Source organism: Zunongwangia pacifica (genome assembly GCF_023499215.1).
In the GTDB taxonomy this organism is placed as follows: Bacteria; Bacteroidota; Bacteroidia; order Flavobacteriales; family Flavobacteriaceae; genus Zunongwangia; species Zunongwangia pacifica.
This window is the reverse complement of the sequence record NZ_JAKHSK010000063.1, coordinates 1-12451: the sequence shown is the minus strand read 5'-3', so window position 1 is coordinate 12451 and position 12451 is coordinate 1. Positions and strand designations below refer to the sequence as shown.

17 protein-coding genes and 1 pseudogene are annotated in these 12451 nt (G+C 36.0%); 15 read left to right on the top strand and 3 right to left on the bottom strand.

The window, feature by feature from the left end:
• Positions 1–97 precede the first annotated feature (97 nt).
• A complete protein-coding gene (locus L1967_RS21550; protein ID WP_249603562.1) occupies positions 98–457 on the bottom strand; it encodes a hypothetical protein in 360 nt (119 codons plus the stop codon).
• A gap of 195 nt (positions 458–652) precedes the next feature.
• On the opposite strand from L1967_RS21550, the gene L1967_RS21545 reads away from it, so the two are divergent.
• The 11 genes from L1967_RS21545 to L1967_RS21495 all read left to right on the top strand — a co-directional run bounded on the left by L1967_RS21545 (position 653) and on the right by L1967_RS21495 (position 7817).
• Positions 653–1339 carry a class I SAM-dependent methyltransferase gene (locus L1967_RS21545; protein ID WP_249603561.1) on the top strand — a complete coding sequence of 229 codons (687 nt, stop codon included), beginning with the start codon at positions 653–655 and terminating at the stop codon, positions 1337–1339.
• A 182-nt stretch (positions 1340–1521) separates the two neighbouring features.
• Positions 1522–2046: a WG repeat-containing protein gene (locus L1967_RS21540; protein WP_249603560.1), complete on the top strand. Its 525-nt coding sequence runs from the start codon at positions 1522–1524 to the stop codon at positions 2044–2046.
• Positions 2047–2066: 20 nt separating this feature from the next.
• Positions 2067–2585 carry a DinB family protein gene (locus L1967_RS21535; protein ID WP_249603559.1) on the top strand — a complete coding sequence of 173 codons (519 nt, stop codon included), beginning with the start codon at positions 2067–2069 and terminating at the stop codon, positions 2583–2585.
• 123 nt (positions 2586–2708) lie between these two features.
• The gene (locus L1967_RS21530) at positions 2709–3422 is read left to right on the top strand and encodes a helix-turn-helix transcriptional regulator (protein WP_249603558.1); all 714 of its coding nucleotides are present in this window, start codon (positions 2709–2711) and stop codon (positions 3420–3422) included.
• A gap of 57 nt (positions 3423–3479) precedes the next feature.
• Positions 3480–3953: a GyrI-like domain-containing protein gene (locus tag L1967_RS21525; RefSeq protein WP_249603557.1), complete on the top strand. Its 474-nt coding sequence runs from the start codon at positions 3480–3482 to the stop codon at positions 3951–3953.
• Entirely contained in the window at positions 3946–4374 is a 429-nt protein-coding gene (locus L1967_RS21520) for a DUF1801 domain-containing protein (RefSeq protein WP_249603556.1), read from the top strand. Before L1967_RS21525 ends, L1967_RS21520 begins: the two co-directional genes overlap by 8 nt.
• 290 nt (positions 4375–4664) lie before the next feature.
• A complete protein-coding gene (locus tag L1967_RS21515) occupies positions 4665–5198 on the top strand; it encodes a hypothetical protein (RefSeq protein ID WP_249603555.1) in 534 nt (177 codons plus the stop codon).
• A 402-nt stretch (positions 5199–5600) separates the two neighbouring features.
• A complete protein-coding gene (locus L1967_RS21510; RefSeq protein ID WP_249603554.1) occupies positions 5601–6200 on the top strand; it encodes a PH domain-containing protein in 600 nt (199 codons plus the stop codon).
• 131 nt (positions 6201–6331) lie between these two features.
• The gene (locus tag L1967_RS21505) at positions 6332–6514 is read left to right on the top strand and encodes a hypothetical protein (protein WP_249603553.1); all 183 of its coding nucleotides are present in this window, start codon (positions 6332–6334) and stop codon (positions 6512–6514) included.
• Positions 6511–7131, top strand: coding sequence for a hypothetical protein (locus L1967_RS21500; RefSeq protein ID WP_249603552.1), 621 nt, complete (start codon positions 6511–6513; stop codon positions 7129–7131). The genes L1967_RS21505 and L1967_RS21500 overlap by 4 nt, the downstream gene beginning before the upstream one ends.
• 368 nt (positions 7132–7499) lie before the next feature.
• Positions 7500–7817 (top strand): hypothetical protein, encoded by a 318-nt coding sequence (locus tag L1967_RS21495; protein ID WP_249603551.1) that lies wholly within the window; start codon positions 7500–7502, stop codon positions 7815–7817.
• 257 nt (positions 7818–8074) lie between these two features.
• Here the strand turns inward: L1967_RS21495 and L1967_RS21490 are convergent, their stop codons facing one another.
• On the bottom strand, positions 8075–8449 hold the full coding sequence (locus L1967_RS21490; RefSeq protein WP_249603550.1) for a winged helix-turn-helix transcriptional regulator: 375 nt from the start codon (positions 8447–8449) through the stop codon (positions 8075–8077).
• A gap of 93 nt (positions 8450–8542) precedes the next feature.
• Here L1967_RS21490 and L1967_RS21485 point away from each other — a divergent pair, with 93 nt between their 5' ends.
• The 4 genes from L1967_RS21485 (at position 8543) to L1967_RS21470 (ending at position 12347) form a co-directional block, all read left to right on the top strand.
• Positions 8543–9088 (top strand): NAD(P)H-dependent oxidoreductase, encoded by a 546-nt coding sequence (locus L1967_RS21485; protein WP_249603549.1) that lies wholly within the window; start codon positions 8543–8545, stop codon positions 9086–9088.
• Between the two features lie 582 nt (positions 9089–9670).
• On the top strand, positions 9671–10465 hold the full coding sequence (locus L1967_RS21480) for a hypothetical protein (RefSeq protein WP_249603548.1): 795 nt from the start codon (positions 9671–9673) through the stop codon (positions 10463–10465).
• Positions 10466–10580: 115 nt separating this feature from the next.
• Entirely contained in the window at positions 10581–11363 is a 783-nt protein-coding gene (locus tag L1967_RS21475; protein ID WP_249603547.1) for an enhanced serine sensitivity protein SseB C-terminal domain-containing protein, read from the top strand.
• Between the two features lie 330 nt (positions 11364–11693).
• Positions 11694–12347, top strand: coding sequence for a hypothetical protein (locus L1967_RS21470; protein WP_249603546.1), 654 nt, complete (start codon positions 11694–11696; stop codon positions 12345–12347).
• Here L1967_RS21470 and L1967_RS21465 read toward each other — a convergent pair.
• A pseudogene (locus L1967_RS21465) lies at positions 12340–12451 on the bottom strand (IS5 family transposase); the annotation flags it as partial. The gene L1967_RS21470 and the pseudogene L1967_RS21465 sit on opposite strands and share 8 nt — an antisense overlap.

Here is a 12451-nt window from a genome sequence, read left to right as displayed (position 1 = left end):
AATGCGCCCGACAGGATTGCTCACTATCAAAATGAGCTGTAAAAGTGAAGATATTCATTATATTGAATTTGAGGTGAATATAATCAAAATTAAAAAATTATGAGTATTTACGGATAATCAATTCTTGAAACATAGATAGCATAGTATGATCTAATTCTTTGGAAGCTTCAAGGTATAGTGACCCGAAACACTCTTTTTCAAACCAGCTTAATTGTAGTTGTGGGAATTTTTCCTTCGGAATATGTTCGCTCTTAACCTTAATAAAACAAGTTTCTGGTGTTTTAATTCCCCATAATCTAGCAAATTGAGATGCGATGAGCTCATTAAACAAATATTTAGGAAATCTATCATATTTGCATACCCAATCTCTGAAATCATCGCAAGTGACAAGTAGCGGACTACTTCCCTGGGTTTCAAAAATTTTATGAGCATCTTCAATGGTATGAAGTAATTGCATCTAAATACTTTTATATACTTATCATTCAAACAAATATATCAAATAAATACGATGTACGATAACGGCTACCTTTGCGAAAATCTCTACTATCTAACTAACATTTACGCAACAACAACCTGTAAAAACGATTTTTTAAGTAGTTTTATAAGTAAATAAGCCTTATAGGTTTGTTCGCGGTCATTGTAAACCCACCGTGTGAAAATCACCAATCCAATGAGCAGTATAGAAATATTTGAAAACGAAAGAGCAACCAACTACAATCAGTTTGTAGAAACCTGGATACCCAACTATCACTATTTTTTAGATCGTTTGCCCAAACTGTTAAGTAACACCAATACTAAAGAATTGTTGGTGGTGGGCTGCGGAACAGGAAACGAAATAGAAAGATTTGTAAAAGCATCCGAATCCTGGAAAATTACCGGAGTAGATCCTTCTCCCGAAATGATTAAACAGGCGAAGGATAAACTTCAAAACAACGACCGGATAACACTAATGGAAGGAGTAGTGGCTGCTCTTGATGAGAAAAAGAAATATGGTGCAGCAACGCTGCTCTTGGTGTTACATTTTTTGGAAGATAATGGCGATAAACTAGATTTGCTAAAAGCCATTGCCGAGCGGTTGGCTCCAGGTGCGACTTTTGTAATGCTGGATATCACGGGAGATAAAACGCAGATTCAGCAAAATCTAAAAGTTTTACAACAGCTTTTACCAGATGGACTGGACCCAGAGCAAATCAACAATCGGTTAAACCGAATAGAAAACGAACTTTTTGCCGTTTCAGAAGAACGATTGACGGAATTAGTGCAAGAAGCCGGTTTCGAGAAACCCCTTCGCTTTTTTCAATCTTCCATTTATATGGGCTGGTTAACCAAAAAGAAATAAGTCAAAGAGAATAACTAACCAACCGCCAACAAAGAGCTGCGTTTAGCTTTTAGTCAGTTTTATTTCCGATCAAAATTTTACGCGCGTAGACACTCATCTTTTAAGAAAAATCTTAGTTGGATATTTCAATTAGAAGGAAACTCAAACAACAAGTTATAGAAAACCTACGTTTTTAGCTTATTATGAAAAAAGTTATCCTCTTCACCATCATTACGCTTTTCATTGCTGCGTGTAGCTCCCCAAAAGAACAGTATCTAATTAAATATTATCAGGGAGAATTTGACGAGTTGGGCGCGCCTTCCGGATATTTAAATACCAAAGGAGATACCATTATACCTATTGGAAAGTATTACTATTGCTATACCGATACTATTAAAACTATGGGAATGGTTATCGAAAATAAAACCGGAAAAATACTCGCTATTGACCAAAATGGAACCGAGTTATACGAGGTGTATAGATTTGATAATGGGCCTGATGAGTTGGAAAGCGGACTTTTTAGGATCGTGAAAAATGGAAAAATCGGTTATGCTGATGCAACCGGAAAAATAATTATCGAACCACAATTTGATTGCGCTTATCCCTTTAAAGGAGAGTTCGCCAAAGTTGCTGATAGTTGCGAAACTGTACAAGAGGGAGAACACTCATTTTGGGGAAGTGAAAGGTGGTATCAGATTTCAAAAGACGGAAAACCTACCGGAAAATAATGAACTACACGATAACGAAAATGAAACAAATCTTAATTTTAGTCAGTTTAATTGCTGTTTTTTCCAGCTGTTCCCGGCAGAAGAATAGTCAACAATTGAAACCCATATTCCTGGAACAATTGAAAAATACCCATACCGATCAAAATTGGTTTGCCCCAACTAAAATCGCTATCGAAGGACTTTCGGCAGCACAGGCAAATTGGAAAGACAGCACCCAAAACCACTCTATTGCAGAATTGGTATCACACCTAAGTTTTTGGAACGGGATGAATTTAAGAGCTTTTAAAGGAGAAGATATGGCGGGTTTTGAAGTGGATAACGAAATAACCTTTAAAAAATATACAGACGAGGAATGGAAAGAATTAGTGATGCGTCTGGACAGCATTCAAACCCAATGGGAACTTCTTACGGAAAGCGCCACCGATGAACAATTGAAAGAATGGAATTCTGAAATTCTAAATATGACCGCTCACACCGCGTATCACACCGGGCAAATCGTGTACATTAGAAAACAAAAAGGCTGGTGGGATAAAAAATAATTCCAAAATCCCACCCGGTAATCTTTCATCGAAGCGGTTTTTCCATTAAGAACTTTTCCTTAATTTTATAAGAAAACCAAACCTTATCCTCAATCATTTAAAAAATCCTCGCCACATTGCCGAATGAGCTTAAACGAAACTACAAGACTTTCACGACTTACCGCCATAATTACCCAATTACAATCAAAACGGTTGGTAACCGCAACAAGCTTAGCCAACAAATTTTCGGTAAGCGTTAGAACCATCTATCGCGACATTCGCGCGTTAGAACAGGCCGGAATCCCAATTGTGGCCGAAGAAGGAAAAGGCTATTCCATTATGGAGGGGTACAGACTTCCGCCCGTAATGTTCACCCAAGAAGAAGCCAACGCCTTAATCACCGCAGAACAGCTCATTAAAAAGAACAAAGACCAATCTTTAGCCGAACAATACGAAAGCGCCATCACCAAAATCAGATCGGTACTTCAATACACACAGAAAGAAAAAACAGAACTGCTAACCGAAAGAATTCAGGTGCGGAACAATCAGGAAAACGAAAAAACAAGTAATTTTCTCATTCAACTTCAATCCACCATAGCCAACTATCAAAATATAAAGATTGAGTATTGTTCATTAGAAAATAAGCAAAGTCAACGAGAAATAGAACCCTTTGCACTTTACACCACACAAGACAATTGGATCCTCATTGCCTTTTGCAAATTAAGAAATGAATTTAGAGCCTTCCGTCTCGATTGCATTCAGAAAATATACCATTTAGCGACGCATTTTGAACCTCATAAAATGACTTTGCAGCAATACCTTGAAAAATGTATCGAAAACTATAAAAACACCCCCTGACATACCTTTGACACAAGGAGCATCTACCTTTGCATTAAATCAAAAAAAAGTAAAAAAATGCAAACCGTAAACATTAAACCATTTAAGATTATAGGAATCTCCATTAGAACCACCAACGAGAATGCACAGGCAAGTAAAGAAATTGCAGCACTTTGGGAGAAGTTGATGTCTGAAAATTTGTTGGCAAAAATCCCTAACAAGGTTGGCGATGAAATATATTCGCTTTACACCCACTATGAAAGCGATCATACAAAACCCTATACCGCGATATTGGGTTGCAAGGTGAAAAACCTGGACAACATTCCCAACGGAATGATAGGCAAATCATTTGACGGAGGAACCTATGTGAAAATGACAGCAAAAGGAGACTTGATGCAGGATTTTATTGTTAATCAGTGGGCGAAAATTTTTGAAATGAATGTAGACAGAACTTTTGTGGCCGACTTTGAGGTTTATGGAGAAAAAGCGCAAAATCCGTCTGATGCTGAGGTCGATTTTTACGTAGGTGTAACACAAAAAACAAATGGGTAAACTCACCTTAAAGACCGATCCTAGGGTTAATACCGTTTTTGCGAATTATCCCGACCTTGTTCGGGATCAATTGCAACATCTGCGGGAATTGGTGATCGCAACAGCAGAAGAAACCGAAGGAGTTACCGTTTTAGAAGAAACCCTGAAATGGGGAGAACCCAGTTTTGTGACCAAAAACGGGAGTACGTTGAGAATGGATTGGAAAGAAAAAACACCTCACCAATATGCAATGTATTTTCAATGCACAAGTAGGTTGGTGGATACCTTTAGGTTGGTTTTTGGCGACAAATTTCAATACGAAGGAAAGCGGGCAATTATCTTTCAGTTAACCCAAAAAATCCCAGAAATGGAACTAAAAGAATGTATAAAAGCCTCCCTAAGGTATCATAAAGTAAAAGAACAGCTTACCTTGGGAATTTGAAAAATGAATAAAAAGCCGTTGGCAACAAAGGTTATTCCCAAACCTATTTTAAAGTAAACCGTGATGGGGATTGTAGGATTTTAATTAGATTTATAAAGGATAATAGAACCTGTCGTGTTGCAAACATTTAAAAACCCTTATGTAAATGGAATAAAATTAATAGCGAAACAATAAGAAAACTACTAAAATAGAACCTATGCCTAACAAACCGTATAGTCAATAACTTGCTTTCGCTTACTTCTGAAATCCAATAATATTTTCAATAAACATACCTTTAATATCAGCTAAAAATGAAACGCACCTTTCCAATTACTCTAATTTTAATAGTACTGATAAGTTGTAAATTAACCATAATGGGGCAGGAATCTGACTTTGAAATGTTGGATGATTCTATAAATCTTTATGCTTTTATTGGAGAAAAAATAGCGGTGATAGAATTTGATCCAAATGAAAATAATACTCGAATTGAAATTGATTTGATTACCGGTGATACCATTAAGAGAGTGAGCTATGTGATGGACAATGCATTTAAATGTAAATATAAAGTGATTAAAAATATATTCAATAACTTAAAAACAGATACGATTGAATTTGTATCCTATAATCATTATGGGCGTCCAGGATTTGAAAATTATAAAAATGTGATTCTATACATTTCTTTAAACGAAGAAAAAGGAAATTATTACCACCAAAAATATCAATTTGATCCCGTTGAAAACGTAAAAAACAGATTTTGGAAGGGAATGAAAGGAGAAAGTATCGAAGAACTATTTAACGAAAAGAAAACAGGAGTGTTCACTGCACGTAAATTATTTGATAAATAAAAACAGCTCGTAAAATCATTAAAATTAAATTACCAAAACAAGCAAATTCCGCAATATAAAGAATTCGAGTAGTTTCACCCATTTTGTATCATTGCGTGAATTTTCTCAGAAAATTTGTACCGAAATGTCCCCAAAATGAACCTTTTTGACCTCAAAGTCCCGATAGCTATACGGGATAAACCTGTGACGTTTTTACCAGATATCCATAACAATTCTCGACTAAGCAACATAGTCCTCAAAAATCCCTATTTTCAATAATTACCCATTAAAAATTTTTCCCGTTATGGGAAACCGTAATTAGTATTGCCTAGGTATGGTTAGTTTTATAAATGAAAATAAGCTTAACACGACAGTTAAACGCTTGTTGAATAAAGTATAATAATCACTAACTGCATCTAAATTATGGAATTAAATAAGTACCTGAATGAATCACAGGATCCAAAAACAGTAGAAAAAGTATTAAAAAAGATCAATGAACTGCTAACAAGGGAAGAGAAAGTAGAATATGTTGCAGTACAAAAAAAGCCCGCGGTAAATTTCTCACCAGACTCTGTTGCCCTAACCAATAAACGCATCATATTTTGTAGGCCAAAAACCTTTGGGCTCTCAATGGATTTTCAGGATTTTCTCTGGAAAGAAATAGCAGATTGTCATATTAAAGAAGGAATTTTGGGAGCCACGTTTACCGCAAAAAAAGTTAAAGGAGGAGGAATCATTTCAATGGACTATTTGCCCAAAGCTCAGGCACGGCTTTTATATCGATATGCTCAAGAAAGAGAAGAAGAAATGGAAGAATACAGGAGACAACGAGAGCTGGAAAATTCTAGAGCAAGAGCAGGTGGGGGGATAACAGTACATACTTCAAATGACAGGAATGAAGAGACTGAAAAACAAAACGATCCTTTGGAAAACCTAAAAAAACTCAAACAACTGTTAGAACAAGATTTAATAAGCCAGGAAGAATTTGAAAACAAAAAAGGCGAAATCTTATCGAAATTGTAGTTATCTTAGTCTTTAATCTATCTGTATAGAACACTGGTGAACTTCAAGCATTATTTCCTATTCAAAAATCGGTACAGACTTTCATTCATATAGTCTTGAAGCGGTAGAGGTCAAAATAAGAATGAGGCATTATGAAAAGCAAAGAATTCAATCAAAATAAAGAGCAAGTAGTAAAAGATAGGATGGAGGTTGGGACTAAAGAATTTAATGAATTTCAGGCTATTCTTTTAAATAAATTTAAGGAGCGTACAGCTGAAAGAAAGAAAATAATAAAACGGATGGCGCTTCAATTCAAAATGGAAGATTACTTATGAAGAAACCAACCCTAGAACTCCCCATAACCCTACGTGCTCCAAAAGTAGATGAAATTCCTATGAATTCTTCTGTTCAGAAAAGACTTGAATTACGGGAAAACGCCAAAATTGTAGAAGGCTATAAAATTCTGCCAAAAACCAATACGCAAGCCGACTTAGCTTTTAATTTCTATGCCGAAATAAATATTGATAACTCAAGACTTTGGAATCTAATACTGGAATTGAGTAAAGAATTACCCGATGAAATTTCATTGATTTTTAATCATTCAGATGCAGAACCCAATTATGGAAAATATGCAGATAAAAACAAAACACTTAAATTTCTAACCAACTATAAAACAGAAATTATAGCAGATACCTTTATAGATGTAGGAATGATCTTTCACTCAGATTCCGCACTCATTGAAATTTTTGTTCCAGAATCGAAATACATCAAGTTTTGGGGAACCGACCAAAAATCTTTTTTAAAGATTATGGAAAAATTTGGCCTTAAAGAAATTGACGGAATTGAATTTGTGGACGAATATCCCAAAGTTAGAGAACCATTAAGGTTGTTTAATGACCATATCACTGACTCTAACGAACTGATTGAAGTATTGAAAAAAGAATTTCAATAACCACATAGCACTTCACTACTCCCAGCTAAGCAAAATAGTTTCCACCCATTTTGGGTCATTGAGTGAATTTTTATAGAAAATTTGTATCGAAATGCCTGAAGATTCATTAAACCTCACAGGTTTCAAAAACCTGTGAGGTTTGCCCAAAGCCACGTAATGCAAATCCCCGTTAATAGGTTCACGAACCCCAAAACCAATAAGTAACCGTGAGCTAAAAAAGCAAGAAGAGAGATTAGTAGTTTTATAGCGTAGTTTTTTTGAAAAGTTTTTACAATAGAAATAGACTGTAGAACGTTCGTTAACCATAGAAAAAAATCAATCGGAGAAACACCCAATCTCATAATTACAAAGCACTAAATACCAGGGGAGTGATGGATAAAGACTGGAAACTAAAATTACGCTACGGAAAAACGAAAACAGAATTCAAGCACTTTACCGTACTTGCAGACGGAATTGTGGGAGAATTAAAAGATGGTTTTGAATGTGAACCGGGAAATGCGTGGATGTCTATGAAAACCTGGGCGAATTCTGCCGATGAATCTGCCGATATGATTCAATATGTAGGTCGTCAAATTGGCTTTGAGTGCAAAGGAAAAATTGAAATTTATGAAACCGAACCCACGGAACCACCAAAAGATGAACCTTATGGATATGGAATTAATTTCACCCCTTATGACGCTGAATAAGCACATTCAATCAAAAATGCCTCAGCAATAGGAGAGAAGTGTTATAACTCGCCTAAGCATTCCCTATTTTATGGCTTGAAGTAACTTTCAATAAAAAAAGAATCCAATCCTGGAAATTCTACAAAAGAGAAAAACTTATCAATTTACACGAGAAATTTATCTTTAAAATCCATTAGAAAAACTAAAGTAAGAGCCACTCCCAAACAAAGCAAGTTAAAATAATAGTCTAAGTAACAATCATAAGCCTTAGTTGCAATTTAATCAGCATTTACAAATTCCCCTTTTTCACTCACAATTTGATTGCCCCATTTGGTAATCGACTCCAATACGGGAATAAACGATTTTCCAAAATCGGTTAATCCATAAATAACCTTAATGGGGGGCTTTGTGCCATACACCTTTCGGAAAACCAATCCGTCTTTTTCCAGTTGCTTTAGTTGTAAGCTTAGCGTCATTTCGGTAACCGTACCCATTTCGCGGCAGAGTTCGCTAAACCTTTTGTGCCCATCCATCAAGTGGTAAAGAATAACCGCTTTCCATTTTCCGCCCACCAAATCCATCGTTAAACTTACCGAACAAGGATAAATTTTCCCATTCACTTTTACGTAATCACCTTTACATTCGTCTTTCATCGCTATTTATTTTCCACCTATCTAAATCGATAGGTATTGTAAATGTAATGCGCTAAAACTAGTTTAGCAACTCAATAAATTATAGTACAAATTATGGCATTAATCATTTTAGGACATCCAGACTATAAAAACTCAATCGCCAACAAAACGGTGATCGAAGCCCTGGAAAAAAGTAGTTTACCTACCGAAATTAGAAATATTCACGACTTATATCCCGACTATAAAATCGATATAAAAGCAGAGCAAGAAGCACTTTTAAGACATCAGACCATTGTGTTTCAATATCCGTTTTTCTGGTACAATATGCCTGCCATTTTAAAGCAATGGTTTGATGAGGTTTTTGCATATCAATTTGCTTACGGCGCTAAAGGTGACAAGCTAAAAGGCAAAAATTTTGTGCCCAGTTTTACCGTTGGCTCTTCAGAAAGTAGCTATTCCGTTTTAGGAAGTCAGCACTTTCGGGTGTACGAATTTTGTAAAAACCTGGAGCAAACCGCCTTGTTCGCTCAAATGAATTACATCGATCCCATTTACTTTCACGGGACCTCCATAGCCGCAGGTTATACCGAAAACGACATCAAAAACAACGCAGAACAACACGCCCAAAAATTGATAAATCGCTTAGCGGAATTGGAATAGGAAAACTCAATATGCCTATGTAAGACCTATCGCATCCCTCAATGCAAGAGAATATTTTATTTTTTAACCCGTAGCAAAACAAATCAATTCCACAGCGGTGGGTGCGGAGGATGGCCTAGCGCAGCGGTTTGCCATCCGCAGGATAAGGAATTGGTGTAGTTTTCAAGGATATAAAAATAAGCCTAGACTTTCCTGCCCGCCGGCAGGCGGGTTTGTTTCTTTTTTGGGCAATGCAAAAAAGAAAGGAATCAGTAATTGATATGTTCAATATAAAATAGAAACAATAACAAAAACACTGATTTTCAAGATGAATTTTCTTTAAAGCATTTTGGGTCATTGAGTGAATTTTTGCAGAAAATTTGTGCCGAAATATCTGAAAATTCATTAAACCTCACAGGTTTCAAAAACCTGTGAGGTTTGCCCAAAGCCACGCAATGCAAATCCCCGTTAATAGGTTCACGAAACCCAAAACCAATAGTAACCACAAGCTAAAAAGAAAGAAGATGTCGAACTTTATACCTCAGATGTTATAAGACAAACAAAACAAATACGTTTATATACAAAAGCCAAAACCACAAAAACTTGAAAAAGCTACTGCACAGCATCCTCATCATCCTTTTAACCGTGATTACCCAAATTGGCGGAATAATCTACCTAATTTCAATTCTACTCATTAAGCCAACCGCCCACAAAAAGCGGCTAAAACTACTTGGGATTTTTATCGCGCTTTATCTCATCGCCACCTTTTTGATTGTCCCCAATGTAGCTCCACTTTTCGGACGTGAAAAAATCAAGGAAACCAAATTTCTACAAGCCCATTCCCTATGTTACCAACTAGCCAATAGAAATTATGTTCGGCCAGAACTCAATCAAACCCTCGCCCAAATCGCCCGCCAATTAGAAAAACAACATCACGGCATCAAATTAGTTCATTTGGATGCCAATTTTCCGTTTCTGGATAAATTTCCGCTTTTGCCCCATTTAAGCCACAACGACGGAAAGAAAATAGACGTTACGTTTCTCTACGAAAATCCAGATGGGCAACTCACCAATAAAAAAACCTCCGTTAGCGGATACGGAGTTTATGAACGCCCAAAACCTGGCGAATATAACCAAACGGACGTTTGTAAAAATCAAGGATATTGGCAATACGACTTTCCAAAATACCTAACTTTAGGAACAATTAATGACGACATTCAATTTTCAGAAAACGGAACCCGAAATTTGGTAAATCTCATTTTAGAGGAAAATACAATAGGAAAACTCTTTATCGAGCCCCATTTAAAAACGCGACTCCGGCTCAACCATCCAAAAATAAGGTTTCACGGATGTCGCGCAGTACGCCACGATGACCATATACATTTGCAATTAAAATAAAAGCCGATGATAAAAAGCCAAAAATTACCCTTAACTTTCCCCTTAAAAACCATCAAAATCATAACGCCACCCAATACTGGCATCAATTAAAAAAATGAACCTTAACCTATAGAATATGAGCCTTTTCAACCTTTTTAAAAAGAACAAAACCCAATCGACTTTTCCTGAAAACGAGCTCGAAAAAAGTTTAATAAAAGCCGCTTCAGACGTTGCGGCCAGAGAAGAATTCTACACCAAATTACTGTGGAATGAACTTATTGTATTGACTAGCGGACACGACCAATCTCAGGAAGGAAGAAGAACCTTAGAAGAAAATACCGAAGTGCGGTTTGTCACCTTTAAAAACGGACAAATCCCCATTTTTACGGCCACCAATAGAATTTTTGACAAAGGCATCGTTAAAGAACAAGTCCCATTTATGGCCATAAAAGGGCAGGACCTGTTTACACTCACCAAAGGCGCCAGTTTTGTATTAAATCCGTATTCAGATTATGGCAAAGAATTGGTGCCACAAGAAATTGAAAACCTCTTAAACGGTTCCATTTTTCAGCAAAACCATCACATCGAAATCACCAAAGACACCCAGGTGCTCCTTGGCCAACCCGCCAATTATCCCACGCAATTGGTCAACGCCCTGTCTCAACTTTTTAGCGACCAACCAAACGTAAAAGCGGCCTACCTGGCCAGCATTAAAATGGACGATACCAAACAGCCGCCCCATTTAATCGTTGCGATAGATGTTGAAGGGAATATGTCATCCATTTCCGGAAAAGCCGGCGCGATTGCAGAACAAATCATCGGAAAAAATGAAGTAATCGATTTTATAAAAATAGAAGAAGACAATGGCATTTCGTCCTATTTTCTAAATGAAACCCAAGCCTTTTACCAACGGAAATAAAAAGTGTAGCCACGACCGTGAGCCTGCTGTAAACTCCTATTTTAAAGCATAGTCGCCTTAAAAATTATAGCGTAAAATACCGAATATTAAACCACTATAGCAGGTTTACTTAAACATCAATTCCCTCTTCAAGTAAAAATAAGCTACCATTGTTGTATCGAGAATAAAGGTTGAAAATCAACGGTTTTATAACAGGTTGTTTATCGAGTTTTTTTTGGGTTTTGTGGGAAACCGGAAGGAAGTTTGAAGGTTTATGTTTATTTTTAGGGAAGAGGAAAGAACGTAATAGTTTCATATGCTTGCTCCTAATAAGCAGAAAAAATAAACTAAATGTCAGGACAAAAGATAAAGACAGAAATTTATTGTCATAATATAGCACCTATTGAAGATTTGAATAAAGAGATAACTTCAAACTCTTTGAAATTTGGTGTTTTTGCAAACAATGGTAGTGGTAAAACATTTATTAGTAGAATGTTTAGACTTACTGAGACAACAAAAACATTAGAGCTTAATGAAGAAGGTAATAGTCCAACTGATAAGTTAATCACATTAGGGCACGACTCTGGGAATTTTAAATTTAAGATTACTGATAAGCGGGGAAATGTTGCCGAACAGTTTGAAATAGGTTTAAGAAAGCAGGCTATACCTCATATTCCCAAAACTGATTATTTATTTCACGTTTTCAATGAAGATTACGTTGACGATAATTTGAGAAGTTTAGATTATGATAAGGATGATAAAATAGATGGATACATTTTAGGTAAGGCAAATATTGATCTATCTGATGATGAAGAAAGACTAAAAAAAATAGAAACAGAAGGTTCAGAACTTTCAAGCCAAATCAAAAATGATATTAAGGAATATATTATAAATAAAATTGATAATATACAGAATATAAAAAGATTAAAAGAATATAAGGAATTAGAGTTTGAAAATATAATAAACGCAGTTGATAAAGAAAGTTATAATATAGAGGTCATCTAAACTTTTGAGGTTTATAGAATTTTTTTAGTGCAATAGCCATAAAAGCGAGATAATTAAATCCTTTCCAGCTACTTGTGGTGGTATCGAACCTGTTGAGTAAGGAT